The 21,671-nt window shown below is 62.4% G+C and carries 21 protein-coding genes and 2 tRNA genes; 12 read left to right on the forward strand and 11 right to left on the reverse strand.

The features are described 5' to 3' along the window. Nucleotides 1-115: 115 nt before the first annotated feature. Nucleotides 116-1,429 (reverse strand): enoyl ACP reductase FabMG family protein, encoded by a 1,314-nt coding sequence (locus tag FJQ55_RS05070; RefSeq protein WP_167507723.1) that lies wholly within the window; start codon nucleotides 1,427-1,429, stop codon nucleotides 116-118. Between the two features lie 352 nt (nucleotides 1,430-1,781). Between FJQ55_RS05070 and ppdK the strand changes: the two genes are divergently transcribed. From ppdK to FJQ55_RS05085, 3 genes are all read left to right on the forward strand, one after another. Beyond that, entirely contained in the window at nucleotides 1,782-4,448 is a 2,667-nt protein-coding gene (ppdK, locus tag FJQ55_RS05075; RefSeq protein ID WP_140826595.1) for a pyruvate, phosphate dikinase, read from the forward strand. A 5-nt stretch (nucleotides 4,449-4,453) separates the two neighbouring features. Next, complete coding sequence (locus FJQ55_RS05080) at nucleotides 4,454-4,711, forward strand: addiction module antidote protein (protein ID WP_140826596.1); 258 nt, start codon at nucleotides 4,454-4,456, stop codon at nucleotides 4,709-4,711. Between the two features lie 121 nt (nucleotides 4,712-4,832). Beyond that, a complete protein-coding gene (locus FJQ55_RS05085; protein ID WP_140826597.1) occupies nucleotides 4,833-5,180 on the forward strand; it encodes a hypothetical protein in 348 nt (115 codons plus the stop codon). 161 nt (nucleotides 5,181-5,341) lie between these two features. On the opposite strand, the gene FJQ55_RS05090 is transcribed toward FJQ55_RS05085, so the two are convergent. After that, nucleotides 5,342-5,833, reverse strand: a complete 492-nt coding sequence (locus tag FJQ55_RS05090; RefSeq protein WP_140826598.1) for a histidine kinase — start codon at nucleotides 5,831-5,833, stop codon at nucleotides 5,342-5,344. Nucleotides 5,834-6,116: 283 nt separating this feature from the next. Here FJQ55_RS05090 and FJQ55_RS05095 point away from each other — a divergent pair, with 283 nt between their 5' ends. The 5 genes from FJQ55_RS05095 to FJQ55_RS05115 all read left to right on the forward strand — a co-directional run bounded on the left by FJQ55_RS05095 (nucleotide 6,117) and on the right by FJQ55_RS05115 (nucleotide 9,558). Then, entirely contained in the window at nucleotides 6,117-6,584 is a 468-nt protein-coding gene (locus FJQ55_RS05095) for a carboxymuconolactone decarboxylase family protein (RefSeq protein WP_140826599.1), read from the forward strand. After that, nucleotides 6,584-7,444 (forward strand): sigma-70 family RNA polymerase sigma factor, encoded by an 861-nt coding sequence (locus FJQ55_RS05100; RefSeq protein ID WP_140826600.1) that lies wholly within the window; start codon nucleotides 6,584-6,586, stop codon nucleotides 7,442-7,444. Before FJQ55_RS05095 ends, FJQ55_RS05100 begins: the two co-directional genes overlap by 1 nt. A gap of 147 nt (nucleotides 7,445-7,591) precedes the next feature. Next, on the forward strand, nucleotides 7,592-8,215 hold the full coding sequence (locus FJQ55_RS05105; protein ID WP_140826601.1) for an FMN-binding negative transcriptional regulator: 624 nt from the start codon (nucleotides 7,592-7,594) through the stop codon (nucleotides 8,213-8,215). Nucleotides 8,216-8,338: 123 nt separating this feature from the next. Then, on the forward strand, nucleotides 8,339-8,635 hold the full coding sequence (locus FJQ55_RS05110) for a cupin domain-containing protein (protein ID WP_140826602.1): 297 nt from the start codon (nucleotides 8,339-8,341) through the stop codon (nucleotides 8,633-8,635). Then, complete coding sequence (locus FJQ55_RS05115) at nucleotides 8,632-9,558, forward strand: MBL fold metallo-hydrolase (RefSeq protein WP_140826603.1); 927 nt, start codon at nucleotides 8,632-8,634, stop codon at nucleotides 9,556-9,558. Before FJQ55_RS05110 ends, FJQ55_RS05115 begins: the two co-directional genes overlap by 4 nt. 46 nt (nucleotides 9,559-9,604) lie before the next feature. On the opposite strand, the gene FJQ55_RS05120 is transcribed toward FJQ55_RS05115, so the two are convergent. Together FJQ55_RS05120 and FJQ55_RS05125 are read right to left on the reverse strand one after the other, a co-directional pair. Continuing rightward, nucleotides 9,605-10,558, reverse strand: coding sequence for a DUF1499 domain-containing protein (locus FJQ55_RS05120; protein ID WP_140826604.1), 954 nt, complete (start codon nucleotides 10,556-10,558; stop codon nucleotides 9,605-9,607). Between the two features lie 87 nt (nucleotides 10,559-10,645). Further along, nucleotides 10,646-11,629, reverse strand: a complete 984-nt coding sequence (locus tag FJQ55_RS05125) for a hypothetical protein (RefSeq protein WP_140826605.1) — start codon at nucleotides 11,627-11,629, stop codon at nucleotides 10,646-10,648. A 104-nt stretch (nucleotides 11,630-11,733) separates the two neighbouring features. Here FJQ55_RS05125 and FJQ55_RS05130 point away from each other — a divergent pair, with 104 nt between their 5' ends. Continuing rightward, nucleotides 11,734-12,057 carry a hypothetical protein gene (locus tag FJQ55_RS05130; RefSeq protein ID WP_140826606.1) on the forward strand — a complete coding sequence of 108 codons (324 nt, stop codon included), beginning with the start codon at nucleotides 11,734-11,736 and terminating at the stop codon, nucleotides 12,055-12,057. 311 nt (nucleotides 12,058-12,368) lie between these two features. On the opposite strand, the gene FJQ55_RS05135 is transcribed toward FJQ55_RS05130, so the two are convergent. Beyond that, nucleotides 12,369-12,929 (reverse strand): type 1 glutamine amidotransferase domain-containing protein, encoded by a 561-nt coding sequence (locus tag FJQ55_RS05135; protein WP_140826607.1) that lies wholly within the window; start codon nucleotides 12,927-12,929, stop codon nucleotides 12,369-12,371. Between the two features lie 169 nt (nucleotides 12,930-13,098). Here FJQ55_RS05135 and FJQ55_RS05140 point away from each other — a divergent pair. Next, a tRNA-Gln gene (locus FJQ55_RS05140) sits at nucleotides 13,099-13,173 on the forward strand. A gap of 84 nt (nucleotides 13,174-13,257) precedes the next feature. Here the strand turns inward: FJQ55_RS05140 and FJQ55_RS05145 are convergent. Together FJQ55_RS05145 and FJQ55_RS05150 are read right to left on the reverse strand one after the other, a co-directional pair. After that, nucleotides 13,258-13,536 carry a hypothetical protein gene (locus FJQ55_RS05145; protein ID WP_140826608.1) on the reverse strand — a complete coding sequence of 93 codons (279 nt, stop codon included), beginning with the start codon at nucleotides 13,534-13,536 and terminating at the stop codon, nucleotides 13,258-13,260. A gap of 423 nt (nucleotides 13,537-13,959) precedes the next feature. Continuing rightward, nucleotides 13,960-14,376, reverse strand: a complete 417-nt coding sequence (locus tag FJQ55_RS05150; RefSeq protein WP_140826609.1) for a hypothetical protein — start codon at nucleotides 14,374-14,376, stop codon at nucleotides 13,960-13,962. A gap of 345 nt (nucleotides 14,377-14,721) precedes the next feature. Here FJQ55_RS05150 and FJQ55_RS05155 point away from each other — a divergent pair. Together FJQ55_RS05155 and FJQ55_RS05160 are read left to right on the forward strand one after the other, a co-directional pair. Next, nucleotides 14,722-14,798: transfer RNA gene (locus FJQ55_RS05155), tRNA-Pro, on the forward strand. 332 nt (nucleotides 14,799-15,130) lie between these two features. Then, complete coding sequence (locus FJQ55_RS05160; RefSeq protein ID WP_140829093.1) at nucleotides 15,131-16,198, forward strand: LacI family DNA-binding transcriptional regulator; 1,068 nt, start codon at nucleotides 15,131-15,133, stop codon at nucleotides 16,196-16,198. Nucleotides 16,199-16,244: 46 nt separating this feature from the next. Here the strand turns inward: FJQ55_RS05160 and FJQ55_RS05165 are convergent, their stop codons facing one another. The 4 genes from FJQ55_RS05165 to cysD all read right to left on the reverse strand — a co-directional run bounded on the left by FJQ55_RS05165 (nucleotide 16,245) and on the right by cysD (nucleotide 21,630). Then, nucleotides 16,245-17,951 carry a methyl-accepting chemotaxis protein gene (locus FJQ55_RS05165; RefSeq protein ID WP_140826610.1) on the reverse strand — a complete coding sequence of 569 codons (1,707 nt, stop codon included), beginning with the start codon at nucleotides 17,949-17,951 and terminating at the stop codon, nucleotides 16,245-16,247. Between the two features lie 187 nt (nucleotides 17,952-18,138). Beyond that, nucleotides 18,139-19,008: a MerR family transcriptional regulator gene (locus FJQ55_RS05170; RefSeq protein WP_161596945.1), complete on the reverse strand. Its 870-nt coding sequence runs from the start codon at nucleotides 19,006-19,008 to the stop codon at nucleotides 18,139-18,141. Between the two features lie 185 nt (nucleotides 19,009-19,193). Further along, complete coding sequence (cysN, locus tag FJQ55_RS05175; RefSeq protein ID WP_140826612.1) at nucleotides 19,194-20,672, reverse strand: sulfate adenylyltransferase subunit CysN; 1,479 nt, start codon at nucleotides 20,670-20,672, stop codon at nucleotides 19,194-19,196. 1 nt (nucleotide 20,673) lies between these two features. Then, on the reverse strand, nucleotides 20,674-21,630 hold the full coding sequence (cysD, locus tag FJQ55_RS05180) for a sulfate adenylyltransferase subunit CysD (protein ID WP_140826613.1): 957 nt from the start codon (nucleotides 21,628-21,630) through the stop codon (nucleotides 20,674-20,676). Nucleotides 21,631-21,671 lie beyond the last annotated feature (41 nt).

Below are 21,671 nucleotides of genomic sequence, written 5' to 3' on the forward strand. Positions count from 1 at the left end.
ATGGCCGCGGCAGTAGATCCTCGGGACAAGCCCGAGGATGACGAAGGGGGCGTGAAAACGAAAATGCCAGAAGCAAGCTCCCGGCATCCATCTATTCGCTATTCGCTTCCCGCGCTCAGCCCGCCGAATTGATCTGCCGCGCCACCACATCATGGTTCAGCCACAGCACCGGGGCGGACGGGTTCGCTACTTCGCCAAAAATCAGCGCGCCGGTCGCCTCGACCACGAGCACGCTCAGATAGTCCGAGATCAGTGCCTTTGCATCCTTGTGCATCTGGGCGATTTCGGTGGAGGTACCGATGGTGATGTCCGACTGGCCCTGGCTGTTGGGCATCGGCCACTTGTTGAAGTCGTAGAACGGCTCCATGACGGTGCTCACCTGGAAGTCGGCGATCTTCTGCAGAACGTCGTCGATAGTCGCACCCTCGACCAGAAGCGCCTGGCAATCGGCCCAGATCTTCTCGGCCCGCGCGCCGCCGTTTTCCTTCTTCAGCGCCTTCAAGAGCGGCAGAAGCGGCAGTTCGATGCCGGCAAAGACGTCGGACGAATTGGTGCGGATCTCCGGGCAGTTGAACACGGTCGCCTTGATGCCCGATGCAAAAGCCTCCTCGGCAATCGCCTCGAGCTTCATCTTGGCATAGCCCTGGGTATAGTTCGTATAGGTCTGCCAGCGATATTCGTCGCCGATCAGGATGCCCGTGCCGTGATAGCCATAGGCCGAGTAACGCACCTGGCCGCCGCTCTTTTCGATGCGGGCACGGATGGCGGCACTGCCTTCGATCAGGTGGCGGAAGGTATTGGCCGAGACTTCGTCGAAATTCTGTAGGATCAGCTTGCCGAGATCGCTTTCGAGCAGAACCTGCGAGGACATGTGACGCGCGCCACGACCCTTGTAGATGCGGTTGGCGATCACGAGGAAAACCTTCGCCTTCGGGATGCCGCCGGCCATGGTGTGGGCGAAATGCACGTTTTTTCCGTCGGCAATCATGCCCTCAAGCTCGGCCATGATCTTGGCAACGGCATCCTGAAAACGCTTCACGCCGATCTGGCGGCACTTTTCGATATGGGCCCAGTCGAGCTTTTCGGTTTCCCAGTTTTCCAGCGTCAGCGCGCCGAGCAGGTCGGTCGGCGTCGGCTCGCCCTCAGCTGAGTCGAGGTCAAAGCCGGCCATGGCCGGTACATTGATGATCCGGCCGCCGAGATTGGCTTCCGCCTGCGCCAGTTCTTCTTCCGTCAGCGGGCGAAGCTTGTTGTTTTCGTCACGGCGACCAACGGTGATCCCGATGATCTCCATGCCAGTCTTCTTCGCCTGGTCGAGCAGGCCAGTCACATAGCCGCGACCGAACAATTCACCGAAGAGAACGAAGACATCACCCTTTTTATACAGGGTATTCTGCGGGATCTGCGTCAGGGAGACCGGGCTTGTCAGGGGCATTTGCGAATCCGGATTACAATACTCGTGCAAGCCCACTACCAAAGTCTTGGCCGCAGTGCATCATCTTGAAGCGATTTCTCCGGTCATTTTAAGTGACCGTTTATCGCATTGCGTGATGAGCTGTAACAATTGCCGGCCCTTGCGGCATCGACGGGCGGACAGTCCGGGGGACTGTCTTGCCCTCCGATGATGACTTCTTACGCCGCTTTTCGTCGGCGCGAGCATCATGCTCACCCTCTGCCGCAATTATGATGCATTGCAGCATAAACTTGGACCGGTGGCGTTTCCAATTCGTCACATTTGCTGTAAACGGTGGAAAATAAAGCCTGTTTGGGTGGAGAGGGCAATGCGGAAGTGGGTTTACACCTTCGGCGGAGGAAAGGCCGAGGGGAGTAGGACCGAGATCGATCAGTTGGGAGGGAAGGGGGCCAATCTCGCCGAAATGGCGGCGCTTGGGCTACCGGTTCCGCCCGGCCTCACGATCGTGTCAGATGCCTGTGGCATTTATTACAAGAGCGGCAAGACCCTTCCAGACGATCTGAAAGCCGAGGTTCTCTCGGGCATAGCAGGCATCGAGGCCGCGACCGGCCGTGCTTTCGGCGACACCAGCCATCCCCTGTTACTCTCCGTCCGCTCCGGCGCGCGCACCTCCATGCCCGGCATGATGGACACCGTGCTCAATCTCGGCCTCAACGACCACACGGTAGAAGCCCTTGGCCACCATTCCCGCGATGCCCGCTTCGCATGGGACAGCTATCGCCGCTTCATCCAGATGTATGGCGATGTCGTCATGGGTCTGGACCACGAGATTTTCGAGGAAATCTTCGAGGACGAGAAGGGCCGCCTCGGCCATGAACTTGACACCGATCTCTCTGCTGTCGAATTGCAGCATGTCGTTTCGCTCTACAAGGATCTCCTGGAAAACGAGCTCGGCCAACCTTTTCCGCAGGACCCGCATGTCCAGCTCTGGGGCGCAATCGGCGCTGTATTTTCGAGCTGGATGAACTCTCGCGCTCAGACGTACCGGATGCTCCATAACATTCCCGGCGAGTGGGGTACGGCCGTCACCGTCCAGACCATGGTCTTCGGCAATCTCGGTTCGACCTCGGCGACCGGCGTCGCCTTCACCCGCAACCCCTCGACCGGCGCCAAGGAACTCTATGGCGAGTTCCTCGTCAATGCCCAGGGCGAAGACGTGGTGGCCGGCATCCGCACGCCGCAATCGATCACCGAGGCCGCCCGCATCGACAGTGGGTCCGACAAGCCGTCGCTGGAAAAGCTGATGCCGGAGGCCTTTGCCGAATTCCAGGCCATCTGCGACCGGCTCGAAGCGCATTACCGCGACATGCAGGATCTGGAATTCACCATCGAGCGCGGCAAGCTCTGGATGCTGCAGGCCCGTTCCGGCAAACGCACCACCAAGGCAGCAATGAAGATCGCCGTCGACATGGTGGCCGAAGGCCTGATCACCGAGCAGGAGGCGGTGCTGCGCATCGAACCCTCCTCGCTCGACCAGTTGCTTCACCCGACGATCGATCCCCGTGTCGCCCGCCATGTCATCGGCTCGGGCCTGCCCGCCTCGCCGGGGGCTGCCACAGGCGCCATTGTCTTTACCGCGGAAGAAGCGGTCGAGGCTGAAGCAGAAGGACGCAAGGTGATCCTGGTGCGCGTCGAAACCAGCCCCGAAGACATTCACGGCATGCATGCCGCCCAGGGCATCCTGACGACACGCGGCGGCATGACCAGCCATGCCGCCGTCGTCGCCCGCGGTATGGGCATCCCCTGCGTCTCCGGTGCCGGCACCATGCGCGTCGATCTGCGCAACGAAAAGCTCATCGGCATGGGCGTGACGCTGGGGAAGGGCGACATCGTCACCATCGACGGCTCCTCCGGCCAGGTGCTGAAGGGCGAAGTGCCCATGCTGCAGCCGGAGCTGTCAGGCGATTTCGCCAAGCTGATGGAATGGGCAGACGCAACCCGCCGCATGACCGTACGCACCAACGCCGATACGCCCGGTGACGCCCGCGCCGCGCGATCCTTCGGCGCCGAAGGCATCGGCCTCTGCCGCACCGAACACATGTTCTTCGAGGGCGAGCGCATCCATGTCATGCGCGAAATGATCCTCGCCGAAGACGAGGCCGGCCGCCGCGCAGCGCTGGACAAGCTTCTGCCCATGCAGCGCTCCGACTTTACCGAGCTCTTCACCATCATGCATGGCCTGCCGGTGACGATCCGGATGCTCGACCCGCCGCTGCATGAATTCCTGCCGAAGTCCGACGAAGAGATCGAGGAGGTGGCGAACGCCATGGGGCTTGAGCCCGGCTTCATGCGCCGCCGCATCGATGCCCTGCACGAGTTCAACCCGATGCTCGGCCATCGCGGCTGCCGTCTCGCCATCTCCTATCCCGAGATCGCCGAAATGCAGGCCCGCGCCATCTTCGAGGCAGCCGTTGCCGCTGCCCGAGAAACCGGCGCCCCGGTCGTGCCGGAAATCATGGTGCCGCTGGTCGGCTTGCGCTCGGAACTCGATTACGTGAAAGCCGTCATCGACCGCGTCGCCACCGAAGTCATGGGCGAGGCAAAGCTTGAAATCTCCTATCTCGTCGGCACGATGATCGAGCTGCCGCGCGCCGCCATCCGCGCCCATATCATCGCCGAGGCCGCCGAATTCTTCTCCTTCGGCACCAACGACCTGACCCAGACCACCTTCGGCATGTCCCGCGACGACGCCGCCCGCTTCATCCCGACCTACCAGAAGAAGGGCATCATCGTGCAGGACCCCTTCGTGTCGCTCGATTTCGACGGCGTCGGCGAACTCATCCGCATCGCCGCCGAACGCGGCCGCAAGACGCGCCCCGACATGAAACTCGGCATCTGCGGCGAACACGGCGGCGACCCCACCTCGATCCACTTCTGCGAGGATGTCGGGCTGGATTATGTCTCGTGTTCGCCGTTTCGTGTGCCGATTGCAAGGCTCTCGGCGGCCCAGGCGGCGATCAAGGCTAGGGGGTGAGGGTGATGGCTAAGATTGTTTCTGACTACGATCCAGCCGAAGACCTCACTTCACCGGAAGCCATCGCCGCGTTCGTAAACGAAGCGCTGGGGACCGACGATGCCGCATACATTGCACATGCACTCGGTGTCGTCGCCCGGGCGAAAGAAATGGCCGGAGTTGCCGAGTTGGCTGAGCTTTCGAGCGAGGACAATCCGACGCTCAAGACCACGCTTGCGGTGATGAAGGCGCTGGGGATTTCGCTGACGGCGGATGTTGTATAGGTCACCGGCGGGTCGGACCCTTGGGACGGCACTACGGCCTCATCATTTCACGCTTTGTAAACAGCACACATGGCAGGTCCTTCCGACTGGACCTGTCTCAACCCGCCATAGGATTACCGACGTGCCGAAATTGCCGCTCTACGCCCTCCTGCTTGCTGCCGCGCTGTCCGCCCCAGTTCATGCCGAGGAGGACAAGCTGCCGGACCATGCGTCTCCTTCGGCCTGTGTGGTGATCATCGGCCTCGCGCTCCAAAACGGCGTCATCGACGCCGCTGACGAGGAGGACTACAAGGCCGCCGCCGAGACATTTCGTGAAAAATCCGAGGAACTCAATGGGGGCAAGGATGCCGCCAACCAGATGATCGGCAGCAGTGTCGCCTTTTTCGACGGGCTGAGCGCGAGCGATCTCGAAGAGGGCGCCGAGATGTGCCTGGACGCCGAAGACGAGAGCTTTGACGCCGACGAGTGAGGCGCCCCTGATAGGGCGGGGATTGCTCCGTCTGAAACCTCTTCGGCGCCAGACACCCGGTTCCTCATGTCCGCGTGTCTCAGCGCAGAGATAAACCCGCCGAAAAATCGACGGGTCTTCAATCAGCCTTGAGGGGCGCGGAAGCGCCTGGTCTTCGAACGTCAGCTCGCGGGCTTCAGCGAGGCCAGCATTTCACCCAGTTCCTTCTGGTGTTCGGCCTGGGTATCCTTTGATCCCCAATAGGTGAAGATCAGAACCTTCTCGCCCGCTGCGGCAAAACCGATGGAGACGTCGACCGGACCACTCTCGTCCGTCCCCTCGTAATCCAGCGAGGAAATCTTCAGGCCGTTGACATCGGTCTCGCCAGACTCCTTGAGGGACTGGGGATCGATCTTCACGCCGTTCTTGGTCAAAAAGTCGATGGCGATTTCGGTCGTCTTGTCGGAAGACGCGGCGTCGGCCACGTCGATCGAGAAATAGACGGCTCCGTCTTCGGACGTAGCGTCAACGCCGGTCTCGGTTTCCTTCGGTCCCCAGCTGTCGGGGATGGTGATGGACGCAACCGGCGCATCGCTCGGGAAGATGAGTTCGGCGGCAGATGCGGCAAACGGCATGGAGATGGCGAAAACCGAGGCTATGAGAAGTTTTTTCATGGCTGTCCCTTCGAGGATTTTTCCGGATCGGGATGGTAGGTGATTTGCAGTCGCGTCTGTATATCCGTCTTCAAAAGCCCCCTAAATTGAGACGGAGGTTAACGACACTGGGATGAGGCCTTCACCTTCTCTGCCGTTTCGCCAGAACGAAGGATGCGACGGCCGGAGAGCCTAGGCTTCTTGCTGGGGCGGGCATGAATGGGGCGAAAAATTCTCCCGTCCATGTCACATTGACCATTCCGCGCTCGTCATGATCTCGTAGCCAACAGAAGGAACCGACATCATGACCGCAACACTCGATCCTTTCGCCGCCGCTCCCACGTTGATGAAGAAGTGGATGGCCGTCTCGACCGACATCGCCGCGAGCCTCGAACCGAGCCTCGTCGAACTCGTCAAGATCCGCTCGTCCCAGATCAATGCCTGCGCCAATTGCCTCAACATGCACGCGGCCGAGGCCCGGGCCCAGGGTGAGACGGAGCAACGCATCTATCTGCTCTCGGCCTGGCGCGAGGCGCCGTGTTATACGGAGCGCGAACGGGCCGCACTCGCCTGGACCGAAGCCCTGACGACACTGTCGATCGGCCATCCGTCGGCAGAGGCGCGCAAGGCCCTTGAGGCAGCCTTCACCGAGGAGGAACAGGTGAAACTCACCCTGATGATCAATGTCATCAATGGCTGGAACAGGCTGGCCGTCGGCTTCGGCCTCTGGATCGAGACACCGGCGACCCGCGCTCAGGGAGTTGCCGCCTGATGCACACGTCCGAGCATATGGATGCGGCGGCAAGTTTCGATCCCCTGAGGCGCAAGCTGATGCGGCTTGCCTATCGTATGCTCGGCTCGGTTGCCGATGCCGAAGACATGCTGCAGGAGGCCTTCATCCGCTGGATGAGGGCCGACCGAGGCGCAATCCGCGAGCCGGAAGCCTTTCTGCGCCGCGTCGTCACAAGACTCTGCCTCGACCAGCTGAAATCGGCCCGCCATCAGCGCGAGACCTATATCGGCCCCTGGCTGCCGGAGCCGGTGGTCGAGGAGGAGGACGAGGCGGAGGACGTCACCCTGCCGCTGATGCTGGCGCTGGAGCGCCTGTCGCCGCTGGAGCGCGCGGCCCTGCTGCTCCACGATGTCTTCGGTCAGCCCTTCGAGGAGATCGCGGTGACGCTGGACCGTGACGTCGCCGCCTGCCGGCAGCTCGCGGCACGGGCGCGCAGAAACGTTCGCGAGGAACGCGTCCGCTTTGCGGTGGATCGCAAGCAGGGTCTGGAAATCGCCCAGGCCTTCTTCACCGCCTCCCGCAGCGGCGACATGACGGCGCTCTCCGCCATGCTGGCTGCCGGTGTCGAACTGCATTCCGATGGCGGCGGCAAGCGTTCGGCGGCGATCACGCCGATTCTCGGCCATGCTGCCGTGATGAAGGTTCACACCTATCTCTCGGATAAGATCTGGCCGCAGGGCTCGGACCTCCTGCGCATCGGGCTCGTCAACGGCCTGCCGGGTTTCGTCACGCAGGAGGCAGACGGCGAATTGCAGACCACGGCGCTGCAGATCGAAGACGGCGCGATCACCGCCATCTATGTCATGCGCAATCCGGACAAGCTCAGGCATCTGCATTGAGGAGGGGGGCGTGTTCTAGGTCCCTTCAATCCAGGAATACCGGCCGGGGTCTCCGCGGCTCAAATGGTCCATGCTTTTTGCCGGAAACTGGTCCTTCGTTTGACGCCAGTTGGATGCGATAATCACAAGAGGTTATCGGAGATCCACATGTACACCCCTCCAGCATTCATTGTTTCCGAAAGATCCGAACTCCTTGAGATGATGCGCCAATGTCATCTGGCGAATTTCATCACCGCCACAGCAGAGGGGCCGATGGCGACGCCCTTGCCACTGTTGCTTGATGAAACCGAGGGCGGAATGGGGGTGCTCTACGGCCATCTCGCAAGACCCAACCCGCAATGGCAGGCGGATGTCGTCGGACACGGCCTTGCCGTATTCATGGGCCCCGATGCCTACGTGACGCCATCCTGGTACGCAACGAAAGCCGAGCATGGAAAAGTGGTGCCAACCTGGAACTACGCAGCCGTGCACGCATCCGGTCCGGTCGAGTTCTTTGAGGATGCCGATCGTCTCCTCGATGTCGTCAGGCGTCTGACCGACAGGCATGAAGCCCCGCGCCAGCAGCCCTGGACCGTTGCCGACGCGCCGGAGAACTTCATCAGCGGGCAGTTACGTGGCATCATCGGCGTCCGGATGCCGATCGTCGAACTCAAGGGCAAACGCAAGATGAGCCAGAATCGTCCCGAGGCGGATCGGGAGGGCGTCAGGCGCGGCCTGCAGGAACGGGCCGAGCGGCACGACATCACGGTTGCCGCCATGGTTCCGACCTGAATTTGGGGCGTGAACGAGGCGCAGCCTGCCATCTTTGAAGGCAGCACTCAACCCGCATCCCCAATTGCCGCCGCCACCCCCACAGGCTAGGTTGCGCTCTCATTTGCTCCGGAGTCCCCACCCATGCCCGGCTATTCCGCCCGTCCGCCCGCCATCCCGACTGTTGTGCTTGACGATGCCGTCACCCGCATCACCCGCTGGGACTTCGAACCCGGTGCCGCGACAGGCCATCACACCCATGGTTTGGGCTATGTCGTCGTACCGCTCACCGATTGCCATTTCCTCATCGAGGATGCCGAAGGTGAGCGCCGTGTGACGTCGAAGGCCGGTGAAGCCTATCGCCGCGAGGCCGGCATCGAGCACAATGTCGTGAATGGCGGCGACCAGCCGATGAGCTTTGTCGAGATCGAGTACAAATGAGCGGGGTTGACGTTCAGGCGGCGCCTCAATTCGTCACGACCTTCGACCCGCAGCACGGCGTGCCCGTCTCCGTGGCCGAGGGTGTCCAGCGCCTGACGGCACCCAATCCAAGTCCCTTCACCTTCCACGGCACCAACACCTATATCGTCGGCGAAAAATCCGTCTGCGTCATCGATCCCGGCCCGGACGATGACGCGCATTTTGACGCCCTGATGAAAGCCCTTGAGGGCCGCGAAGTCAGCCATATCGCCGTCAGCCACACCCACCGCGATCATTCTCCGCTCGCTCGCCGCATGAAGGAAAGAACCGGCGCCATCATCGTAGCCGAAGGCCCCCATCGGCCGGCCCGCCCTTTGTTCGAAGGCGAGGTGAACCCCTTCGCCGAAAGCGCCGACACGGATTTCGTGCCCGACCGCGCGCTCGTCGATGGCGAAACGGTCGAGGGTGACGGCTGGCGCCTCACCGCCGTCCACACGCCGGGCCACACCGCCAATCATTCAGCCTTCGCGCTTGAAGACACCGGCATCCTCTTTTCCGCCGATCATGTCATGGCCTGGGCCACTTCGATCGTCGCGCCCCCGGATGGCGCCATGAGCGATTACATGACCTCGCTCGACCGGCTGCTCACGCGCGACGACCGCCTCTATCTGCCCGGCCACGGCGGCCCGGTCGAGGATCCCCCGACTTTCGTGCGTGCGCTCCGCAGCCATCGGCGCCAGCGGGAACAGGCGGTGCTGGAGCGCATCATCAAGGGGGATCGCCTGATCCCGGATATGGTCAAGGTGATCTATGCCACGACAGACCCCCGCCTTCATGGGGCCGCCGCGTTGTCGGTGCTCGCGCATCTGGAAGATCTGTTGGAAAAAGGTTTGATCGCGACGGATGGCCCGCCGCGGCTGTTTGGCCAATACCGGCCGGGTTGAATGCCAGGCCGCCATTTTTCCAATTTTCCCACGAGGTGGGAGAGCCTCAATTTCCCGAAATCCCCAGGAGTTCCGCATCAAGTGCATGCAGGAAATCCTCTGCGATCTCGTCGCTGAAGCCGAGGTCGTGTGGCCCGAAGCGCGAGGCGACGCGGATGTCGACCAGCGTCATTTCCGCTTCTTCCTTCAGCCGCACCACGGCATCGAAGGGAAGGCCCAGCACGAAGGTGCGGGTCGAAAGCTGCAGCCGCGCCTCGCCTTCTGGTTCGCCGTCAGCGGCCTCGGCGGCGCCGATCAGGGCGGCGATGGCGTCCGGTCGCCGCATCGGCAGCGGCCCGCTTTCGGGCAGCGCTTCCTCACCCGGCGGCGTGCCGGTTGCGGCAGAGGGCGGGGTGGTGGTCTGGCCGTCTTCGGCCGGACGCAATTGCAGATCCGGCAGGGCGTAGTCCTCGCCTCGGCTCGCCGTCACCACAAGTCGGTTGGCGGCTGCCACCTTGCGCACCGCCTCGTAAACACGGTCGATCGCCCCCTCGTAACGCCGCCCGTTGAGGCCAGGATAGTGCTCGGTCTGCATCACATCCGCCCCGACCGGAAGCGGTGGCCTCGGCAGGAACTGCTGGTTGGCATCCGGCACCGACACCCAGGCGGGGCGGTCGGTGAGATCGCTGGAAACCTCCGTCAGCTTCGGTCGGCTGTCATAGAGATAATAGGCATAACCTGGCAGCGCGATCGGCAGGGCCGCATAGACAAGCGCCTGCACCGAAGCGATGCCCCCGAGCGCGCCGATTTGCCAGAGGCGCGCAAGACCGATCAGCGCCAGCGGTACGGCAAGCGCCGCCGGCACCGCCGCCACCAGCACGAGCGCAACGAAATCCGGAGTTTTCACCAGCCCGAACCGATGCACCAGAACCACCACGAGCAGCATCACAAGCGCAAACAACCCGAGCCGCCGCGCAAGAAAGGCGGAGCGGGACACGGGACGGTCGTAGCGGACGATCATGCAGGCGACACCGGAATCAGGAAAAGGACCAGCCCCTTGTGTACCCGCTCGACCGGGAGGCGTCGATATGAAACGGCGGCGGCCAACTCACGGATTCGGGTCTTCCTCGCGCGGCAAAAACAGATCGGAACCGTCGCCACCCGGCGCATCTTCGAGGCCTTCCTCGATAGCCGGATCAAGGGGCGCCAGGCTTGGGCTTTCGAGCGAGCCGATCCCCGGCATCATCACATCGGGTGCGGTGGGGTCACCGAGCGGCGGCTGTTGCTGCGGCGAGAGCGGCACATAAAGCGACACCGTCACGATGATCGCGATCACCACCAGCCAGGAACCGATGATCCGGGCCGGGATCGTCAGCCATTCCCCGCGAAACGGCCGCAACAGGAGGCCGGGCGATAAGAGGATCCAGAGTGCGCCCAAAACGGCGGTGAGGGTGAATTCCTTGATCCCGATGCCGAAATCGTCGAGGCCGATGAACAGCGACAGCGACAGCGCCACCACTGCGGCAGCCAGGGCTGCCCCGAAAACCCGAATACGCGCCGGCAACCACAGCGCCAGACCCGACAGCAGGACAGCGACCGGCGCAATCAAAAACAGTTCGTCGCCCAGCGGGCTCTGCAGAATGACCGGGAAGACCGTGTCGAACAGGATCAACATCGGCAGAAGGACAACGAGAAAGGCAAAGGTAATCCAGCCGATCTCCCGGCCGCGTTCCGCCATGGCGACGACGACGGAGAGGCCGAGCATGGCCAGCACCAGGTCATAGATCGACAGCGTGAACAGGAAGCCGAGTTCGAAGAAGGCAAAATCATGCGGAATGGAAAGAGAGAACGCCACCGGCAGCACGCCGGCCAGGAAAAGCCCGAGCGCCAGCTTGAAGCCGCGCGTGGCGATGCCCGCCCGCAAGCGTGCCCGCGCAGCGCTTTCCCCTGCCGCAGCCCCGGTAATGCCGCCTGCGGCCTCTCCGCCCGCTGCAGGCACTCGCTCGGTGGTGGAGCTACCGAGAGGCGTATTTGCCGCCGCCGGTGCTGCCCGCCGCTTTTGCTGCCCGCCGCGCTGCCGCTGTTTTTTCATGCCTGCCGTCCGTTGCTCCGATTGCCTGAAAGCCTATTCCACAACAGGCTTGATTTGTCACCGCCAGGCGCGCCACACTGGCGGGACGACACGGAGATGAGGCCATGCGCGCCTTGGTCATGATGACGGCGGTAACGCGGGTGGACCGCAGGCTTGCGACCCAGCTGGTCTTCGATTCGGTGAGCCGTTTGGGCGGCTGGATCGACGACATCAAGATGTTTTCCAACGTGATGAACACGATCCGCCTGACACTGCCCGCCAAAGCCTTCCCCGCTTTCGCCGAAGCTCTAGAAGCGGCCGGCATAGGGGTCTATCCACCGCAGAACTTGGGCGGCAATCCGGACGCCGAACGCATGGCGACCCTCCAGATCACCTTTATCCACGAAGAGCCGGACCTGCGCCGCGACGTGCCGCCGATCCCCGGTTGACCGGAGGTGAATTACCCCGATGGGCAGACGTGGCACTGCGCAAGTGAGTGCCGGGGCGGGGCCTGAGAAGCCTAAGGATGCGGCGGGTGCCCTCGAAGGTGCCTCGTCTTTGTTCTTGTCGCCCCGTCCACCGGCGGGGAGGGGCAACCGTCTCCGGGACGGTCCGCGTGGCTGCCGAACCTCACGCAACCATTTTCACCCTTTCGTAAGGGAGCCGAAACGAAGAAAGGCCCAGCGGAGATCGCCGGGCCCCGAAATCATGAACTGGCCGCTAGTCTGGTACGCTGCCGGCCGGAGTGACAAAGAACCGTTCAGGCGGCGCGGCGCTGATGGCGGCCTTCCTCGACCTCTTCGACGATCTTGGCCACAAAGGCATTGAGGTCGCCCGGATTGCGCGAGGTAACGATGCCCTGATCGGTGACCACGGCCTCGTCGCGCCAGTCCGCACCGGCATTGATCATGTCGGTCTTGATCGAGCTAAACGAGGTCGCCTTGCGGCCCTTGACGGCGCCGGCCTCGATCAGCAGCCACGGCGCATGGCAGACTGCGGCCACCGTCTTGCCGGATTTGACGAAGGAGGAGATCAGGTCGACCGCCTTGCGTTCCTTGCGCAAGAGGTCGGGATTGATCTGCCCGCCCGGCAGAACGATCGCATCGAAATCATCGACGGACACCTGATCGAGCGTCAGGTCGACATCGACGGTGTCGCCCCAGTTGTCTTCGTCCCAGCTCTTGATCGGCGCCTTCTCCAGGGAGGCAATGAGAACCTTGGCGCCACGTGCGCGCAACTGCTCAAGCGGCACGCGCAGCTCCGAGCGCTCGTAGCCATGGGTGGCGAGGATGAGAATGCGTGCGGATGTGATGGAGGGCATGAGGTGTCCTTTCGTCTCTGTTGCGCTTGGGGATGCAAGGCAAACGGGGCGGACCCGCGATCGTTCCGCAAAAAACGCTTGGCCGGACGACAAGACCTGTTGCCGCTCGGCTCCCGCTTTGCTAATCAGGCGGCGATTTGCGGCGCGGCCTCACGCACCCGCAATCTGTTGGGGCGTCGCCAAGCGGTAAGGCACCGGTTTTTGGTACCGGCATTCCCAGGTTCGAATCCTGGCGCCCCAGCCATTTCCATTCTTCCCAAGCAACAGTGCGGCTCAGCACCGTCCGTCATCTGGTCGCGCAAGCCTCCCTGCGCCGCCGACATTCCGCCTACAGCTTCACCTTCACCGGCCGCCAGACGATCGTTTCGGGGGTGCGGTCGTAGGGATTGTCCATCAACGTGATCCTGCAATTGTGCTTGTTGCATTCGGTGCAGCGGAATTTCAGCGAAAAAGGGTCGCGGCCGTGGCCGTAGAAGGTGGCGAGGTCGCGGGCGAGGAAGCGGGCCTGGCGCTCGCAGTCGCGACAGGTGGCCACCACCAGCATGTTGTGGCGAAGCGCTTTTCCAAGGGTATCGAGGGCCTGGGTCATGTGAGATGATGCGAACATATGGGGAACACCGTCAAGCGTGAATTTGAATCTGTCAGCAGATTTTCCCGTATTTCCAGGCCTTCGGACAGGCGTACATCCCGGCTTGAACTATGCGCCGCCCTCCCTTCGCGAGGGGCCGATGTTCCATCACAAGTCACGGAAAATTAACCACAAAATCCGGCGGGCGTAGGGAAGTTGTTAACCTTGATATCGCTATAACCATAACGCTTCCATCAGGGTACAGCGTCGAGAAGCGCATCGGTTTCAGTCTCGCGTATCGGGGGAGGGCGTCATCCACGGCGTCCTCCCGTTGCGAGCCCGACCGTTTGTCGCCGGCATGCAGCCGGTCCCTTCCTTCCCCAGGAATGCCCGTATTCGCTCCAGCAAAAAGCCTCCGGCCCAGATGGACCGGAGGCTTTGTCAGTCTCATGATCGTCGTGTTTATTCTGCGGCCAGGAATTCGGCGCAGTAGCTGGAGCCGCCGTCGACGCCGGGGCGATCGACCACGGTCCGGATGCTGCGGATGACATAATCGGAAGACACCGTCAGCTGCACTTCGCAGCGCAGATACTGGGTGCGCGCCGGAGTAAGCAGCTTGCCCTTCTTCCCGCCGCCGAGATCCTCATATGTGGCAGGGATCACGCGGGTCTTGTTGCCGCCGCGCCAGGTATAGAGCGTGGAATTGCCTGCGGCCGTATCCGATACCGGTGGACCGAACCGGGCGAAAAAGGCGCCGGCCTGCTGGCCGTTCCAGCGCGCTTCGACCGGGTTCTTCGCCACCCCTGTCGTCGTGCAGCCTGCGGCTGCCAGTCCGAAGGCAGCCACGAGGCCTGCCGTCACCATGTTGCGGAATGTCATCTCTACTGCCCCTTGCACCATGAAAAGCATATGTCCGGCCACAATATGCGGTGCGCTGCCGGTCGCGCGTTCCCCACCTGCCTTTATCGGCAAAAACCGCCAGGGGAAATTGTTCACGATGGTCACACACCGTAAAATTTCTGCCTGATGCGTCTGCGCAACGACAGGCTCCGTCAAATGTTCCGCCAGGGATCCTACAGGGAATTGCCATACGCTAACGCGGTAAAATCCCCGGAAACAGGGGCTTTCCCTAATCGGCCGAAAAAATTCGCCCTTCCGTCGCGATTTTGTCACGTCCCCGCTTGTACTCGTAAAATCGCTGGTCTATAGAGGCGCCGCTGGTCACGGAGTGTAGCGCAGTCTGGTAGCGCACCACGTTCGGGACGTGGGGGTCGAGTGTTCGAATCACTCCACTCCGACCAGCTTGAAAACCCCGCTTCGGCGGGGTTTTTTCATTGTGGCTGTGGGATAAGGGCGATACGGTTTGGTACGTTCTGTGCCCGACTGCAGCCCCGACTACAGAGCTGCGCGACGGCAGAGGGATCGGCTCGCCGCTGGGCCTAAAGTCGTAGATCCCACTCATAGTTGTACACAACAACAAAGAGGCCTCGCTTCTTCGTCGCCGCTTTTGCTGCAAGGCATTGCATTGCTGTTTATTTAAGAATAAGCTTTATTGGTGTAACTGACATGTTCGGTGTTGACGCATCTGCTCCTTCAACTACCATTGGTTGAAGATTTTGCTAAAGTGGCACGCATGATTCCAGGCACCAGAAGGCGGCGTCACCGCCAGGAAAAAGTCACCCTCTCAGATGTGGCCCTGGCCGCAGGCGTCAGTGCGATTACCGTATCGCGTGCCTTGCGCGATCCCGAAAAGGTCTCTCCGGCTTTGCGGGAGACGATCCTCAGGGTCGTCGAACAGATGGGCTATGTGCCCGATATGGCCGCCCGGGCGCTCGCCAGCAAGGACAGCGGGCTGATCGGCGTGCTCACCCCCGGCCTCACCAGTTATGCCTTTATCGCTGTCATGCGCGGCATCGAAGACAGGGTGCGCGCAACTGACCTGCGCATCCAATATGCCAATCCCGGCAATGACGGCGAGGACGATGCCCGCAAGCTGCGTTTCTTCTTCTCGCAAAACCCGGCCGGCATCATCTATGTCGGGCGCCATCATGATCCCGCCCTCGATGATCTCTTGAAGCGCGCGCCGTGTCCGGTGGTCGAGATCATGGATGTCAGCCGCACGCCGGCCGAAATGGCGGTGGGTATCGACCACCGCATGGCGGCGGAAGCGGCGACCCGGCATCTGCTCAACGAGGGCTATCGGCGCATCGGACTTCTCGGCGGAGGGTGGGACAGCCGATCGCTACGCCGACTGGAAGGCTATAAGGCCGTGATGGAGGCAGAAGGTCTCTTTGATCAGGCCCTCGTCCTCTCCATCGACAGCTATACCAGCGTCGGGCTCGGTGCCCATCTGCTCGACCGTCTGTTGAGCGCCTGCCCGGAGGCCGATGCCGCCTTCTGCCATAGCGACGATCTGGCGCTCGGGGCCCTGTTCGAATGCCAGCGCAAGGGGCTTCGCATCCCGCAGGACTTCGGCATATGTGGCTTCAATGACTTCGATTATGCCGGCGTCGCCTATCCCTCGCTCACCTCGGTCAGGCTGCCGCGTTACGAGATTGGCTACCGTGCCGCCGACATGCTCATCCGGGCAACCGGCGGTGGGCGACAGCCGCCCACCCTGGTCGATCTCGGCTTCCAGCTGATCCCACGCCAATCGACGGCTCGCATCGCGGCACAGCAGCCGTCGGGCTCACTGGCATAAAGCCGTGCCGCGACCGCAGCCGGAAAGCGGGGAGGCCGGGCCACGCTCACGCCGCCCGGTCCATATCCGCACGCTGGCTGCTCCAGCCGGTCGACGGACGGCTCGAGCTCCCCAGATTGAACTGGCCGATCATGCCGCGCAGCTTCATCGCCTCGCTGGCAAGCGTTGACGCCGCTGCGCTGCTTTCCTCGACCATGGCGGCATTCTGCTGGGTGGTCTGGTCCATGCCGTTGACGGCACCGTTCACTTCCGAGAGGCCTGTCGACTGCTCGCGCGCAGCGGTCGAGATTGCCACCACATGGTCGTTGATGTCGACGATCAGCTTCGAAATCGTGCGGAGCGCCCCGCCGGTGTCGCTTACCAGCTTTACGCCGCTCGAAACCTCGGCCGCAGAATTCTGGATCAGGTCCTTGATCTCCTTGGCAGCCTTTGCCGAACGCTGAGCAAGCTCGCGCACCTCCTGCGCCACGACCGCGAAGCCACGACCGGCCTCGCCAGCGCGCGCCGCCTCGACGCCGGCATTGAGCGCCAGCAGATTGGTCTGGAAAGCGATCTCGTCGATCACGCCGATGATGTTGGAGATTTTGGAGGAGGAATCCTCGATCCGGCTCATCGCATCGACCGCCTGGGCAACCACATTGCCGGACGCCTCGGCATTGGCCTTGGCGTTGCCGGCCACTTCGCGTGCCTCCTGGGCGCGCTGCGCAGATGATGTCACATTGGCAGTGATCTCCTCGAGCGCTGCCGCCGTTTCTTCGAGGCTCGCCGCCTGGCTTTCGGTGCGCTTCGACAGATCGCCGACACCCTGGCCGATCTCCCGCGTGCCCTGGCCAATGACTTCGACGCTGGCTGAAATCTCCTTGAACGTGTCGCAGAGCTGAGTGACCGAACGATTGAGATCATGGCGCAGGAACTCGAATTCAGGCGCAAAGGGCTCCGTCAGCTGGAAACCGAAATCGCCGGAGCATAGTCGCTTGAGCGCGTCGCCCAGCGAACCGACCGTCTTCACGCGCTCCGTGACATCCGTTGCAAATTTGACGATCTTCACCACCTTGCCATGAATGTCGAGGATCGGGTTGTAGGAGGCAGAGATGATCACTTCGCGGCCAGACTTGGTCTTGCGCTTGAATTCGGCTGCCTGGTAGCGGCCTTCGCGCAACGCTGCCCAGAAGGTTTTATACTCGTCCGAGGCCTGGTAATCCTTATCCACGAACATGCTGTGATTCTGGCCGACGATCTCGTTCAGGCTATAGCCCATCAGCTTCAGGAAGTTCTCATTGGCGCTCATGACGCGGCCATCGACGCCAAATTCGATGATTGCCTGTGAGCGGCTGATGGCCGCAATCTGCGCCGCGTAATCGAGATTGAGCAGTCGCGCCTTCGCATCCGCCCATTCGACGACGAAACCGACGGTTTTGGCTCCTTCTTTCAGCGGCGTCACCAGAAGGTCGAACACGCGCGTGCCAACGGTGATCGTCGCGCTATGGCGCTGCTTGAGGGCCGCCAGCATGCCGCGCTGATGCGCCGGGTTCTTGTGAAAGACGTCGATATTGCTGCCGATCAGGCTGGCGACGCTGAACTTCGGCAACTCCTTCTTCAGGTCCGCTTCCGCTTCCTTGAGCAGTTCTATCACTGCGGGATTCATGTAGGTGATGTTCAGTTTCGCATCCGCAACCATCACATTCGCCTGCAAGGCTTCCAGAGCCAGGGTCTTGGCGGCTGTCTTGGCATTCACGAAGGAGGCAAGTCCCATTTTCGTCCCGTTCTGCTGGCCGGCGGCGACAGGGTGCGCGATCGCCGGCGGGTTAGGTTAGCAGGGGCGAAAATATCGACAAGAAATAAAGGAAAGGCTAATTGATTGCCGATCTGTATACCTTTGACGCCGAGATCTTGCATGCCGGCACCCTTCACTTGGCAGATTCGAGGTTTGTCCCTTACGATCACCGCGCCGGGCGTAGGCGGGCCTTCCGGTCGAGAAAGTCCCGCAGAGCATCGAAATGCGGCAGGAACTGCACGCCGTCGATGGCGGGCAGGGCAGCATAGGCGGGGCCACCGGTCACCACCGCTATGTCTTCGGGTAGCGTAGCGCGCAATTGGCGCAGTTCCGCCTCCAGCCTTGCGGGCTTGCCATTCACCCCACTCAGGCAGACGCAGCATACGCCCCTGGCCATTGCCGCTGCCTCCACTTCCTCTGGCGGCAGATTAGGTCCGAGATGCAGACTGTCCCAACCATGCAGGCGCGCGACAAGCGATGCTGCGAGGGCGCCGATCTCGTGTTCCTCCCCGGAGAGGGTGGCGCTCATCATCCGGGGTGCTCCTGCGCGGGGGCGGGGCGCCCCGTCGATCATCGCACCCAGCAGGCGCCTGATCTTGACCGAGGCCAGGTGTTCGGCGGCAATCGAAAGACTGCCTTGCGACCACAAATCGCCGATATCCCGCAGCAGCGGCAGCACAGTCGCATCGAGAAACCCCTCCGGACCCTCGGCATCGGCCCGTGTCAACAGCATGTCGCGGAAATCCTCGCCGTTCATCGCACCGAGGGCCGCGATCAGTGGCGCATTCCGCTGCCGGGCGAGTACCGAGACTTCGAGCCGGCGCAGATCGTCCAGTGGCAGCTCGAAGATGGTCCCGATCCGGTGCCCGGCGTCGCTGCAGACTTTGAGCAGCCTCAGTCGCTCCGCCTGATCGCGGGTATAGAAGCGCCGCCCCGTTTCGCTGCGCTCGGCAGGCTCAATGCCATAGCGCCGTTCCCAGGCATGCAGCACGAGTTTGGTGATGCCGCTGATCGAAAGGACTTCGGCCAGGCTCAATAGAGTCCGATCGTTATCCCTTCCGCTGCCTGTCATCCGCATGCTGTGTCTGGTTCCCCTTCTGCCACAATGAGCGGCGTAAATAAGCGAAAGCGCAAGTAACACTATCGCGATTCCTCGCGGTATTTCAAACGCAAATGGCCCGCCGGGAGGGCGGGCCATCGTGATGAGGAGGATTGGAAAGCTCAGCCTTCGAGATCGTCGAGCAGCTTTCGTGCCGCCGACGTGGTAACCCGACGGCTCTCCACTTCGTCGCGGCGAGCCGAGAGAAGCTCGGTCGCCAGCAGCTGCTCGGCAAGATCCGTCGGCAGCGAGAGGATCACCCGGCCTTCATGGGCGTTCAGTCCGCCGAACTCCGTGCGCTTGGCGGTAATCATGCCGCCGGCCACCGTGTTGTTGGTGTCGGGGTCGATCAGGATGAACGAGCCGGTGCCGCGATTCTGTTCGTAAGGATCGAAGATGGCCGTTTCGTCAAAGGCAAGATGCACCTTGCCAATGCCGTTCATCGGCAGGCTCTCGGCGGAAAGCCACTTGCCCGACTTCAATTCGAGCTGCTGCACCGGCTCCACCTGGACGCGCTGGCGGCGCGATCCAGCCTTCAGCCAGTAGCGCTTGCCCGGCACGATACCATCCGGCTGCAGCGCAACGAGCTGCGCGTCGAAGGCAAGTCCCGTCTGCGGCTGTGCCTCGAGCGAGACGATCATGTCGCCACGCGCCACGTCCACCTGGCGGTCGAGCACCAGCGTGATCGCATCACCCGCGACCGCGGCATTGCGCACCAGGTCAAAGGTGACGATCTGCTTGACGTTGGCAACCTGACCGGAGGGCAGGATGGCGACGCTGTCGCCCGGCTTCACGGCACCGCCGGCAACCGTGCCCTGATAGCCGCGGAAGCTTTCGCCCGGACGCGAGACGCGCTGCACCGGCAGGCGGAAACCGGTCGACTGGCCGGAACGCAGGGTCGCGAGCTCCAGTGTCTCGACCAGCGTCGGCCCGTCATACCAGGGCATGACGGCAGCACCGGAATAGACGACGTTCTCGCCCTTCAGCGCCGACATCGGGATCGCCGTCACCTGGCGCACGCCGAGCGTCAGAGCCAGTTCGCGGAAGTCATGGCTGATCTTTTCGAAGCCGGCGCGGTCATAGCCGGTCAGGTCGATCTTGTTGACCGCCAGCACGAACTGCTTGATACCCATCAGCGAGGCGATGGTGGCATGGCGACGGGTCTGTTCGAGCAGGCCGGCGCGGGCATCAACGAGAAGGACCGCCAGATCGGCATTCGACGCGCCGGTCGCCATATTGCGGGTGTACTGCTCGTGGCCGGGCGTGTCGGCGACGATGAAGGAGCGGCGGTCCGTCGAGAAATAGCGATAGGCGACATCGATGGTGATGCCCTGTTCGCGCTCGGCCTGCAGTCCGTCGAGCAGCAGCGCGAAATCGGGCAGGCCGAGATCGTTCTGGCTGCCGCTGTCGCGGTTCAGCGCTGCGGCCTGGTCTTCCTTCACGGCCTTGGTATCCCAAAGCAGGCGGCCGATCAGCGTCGACTTGCCGTCGTCGACGGAGCCGCAGGTGATCAGACGGAGCGGGCGCGAATCGCGGGTGACCGGAGCGGCTTCAGTGTGGGGCGCCTCGGTGGCGAGGGCGGTATTGGCAACTGCGGTCATCTCAGAAATATCCTTCGCGCTTCTTCTTTTCCATCGATCCGGCCTGGTCGCGGTCAATGGCGCGGCCCTGGCGTTCGGAGACGGTGGCGATTTCGAGTTCGGCGATCACCTCGTCAAGAGTGGTCGCATTGGAGCGGATGCCGCCGGTGAGTGGCCAGCAGCCGAGCGTGCGGAAGCGCAGCATGCCTTCCTGGATCACTTCCCCCGGCAGCGGCTCGAAGCGCGGATCTTCTGCCCACATCAACATGCCGTCGCGTTCGACGTATTTCTGCCTCTTGGCATAGTAGAGCGGCGGCAGTTCGATGTTTTCGGCCTGGATGTAGCGCCAGATGTCGACTTCGGTCCAGTTCGACAGCGGGAAGGCGCGCACGCTCTCGCCGCGGCGGATCATGCCGTTGTAGATGTTCCACAGTTCCGGTCGCTGGTTGCGCGGGTCCCATTTGTGGTCGGGCGTGCGGAAGGAGTAGATGCGTTCCTTCGCGCGGGAGGCCTCTTCGTCGCGGCGCGCACCGCCGAAGGCGGCATCATATTTGCCGGCATCAAGCGCCTGGCGCAGCGCTTCCGTCTTCATCACGTCGGTATGGTAGGCCGAGCCGTGGGTGAACGGGCCGATACCCTCTTCCTTGCCGCGCGGATTGGTGTGCACGATGAGGTCCAGGTCGAACTTCTCGGCTGTGGCATCGCGAAACGCGATCATCTCCGGGAACTTCCAGCCGGTATCGATATGCAGAAGCGGGAAGGGCACGCGGCCGGGGAAAAAGGCCTTGCGCGCGAGATGCAGCAGGACGGACGAATCCTTGCCGATCGAATAGAGCATCACCGGCTTTTCAAACTCGGCCGCCACTTCGCGGAAGATGTAGATCGCTTCGTTCTCGAGCGCCTTCAGATGCGGATCGAGCGGCGCCTTGGTGATCGGATCCTTGGAATGGGGATCGAATTCGGATGTGTGTACGTGCATGGTCTCTGTCTGCCTTGATGGCCATCGACGATGGCATTTCG

The organism is Rhizobium glycinendophyticum (genome assembly GCF_006443685.1).
Lineage (GTDB): Bacteria > Pseudomonadota > Alphaproteobacteria > Rhizobiales > Rhizobiaceae > Allorhizobium > Allorhizobium glycinendophyticum.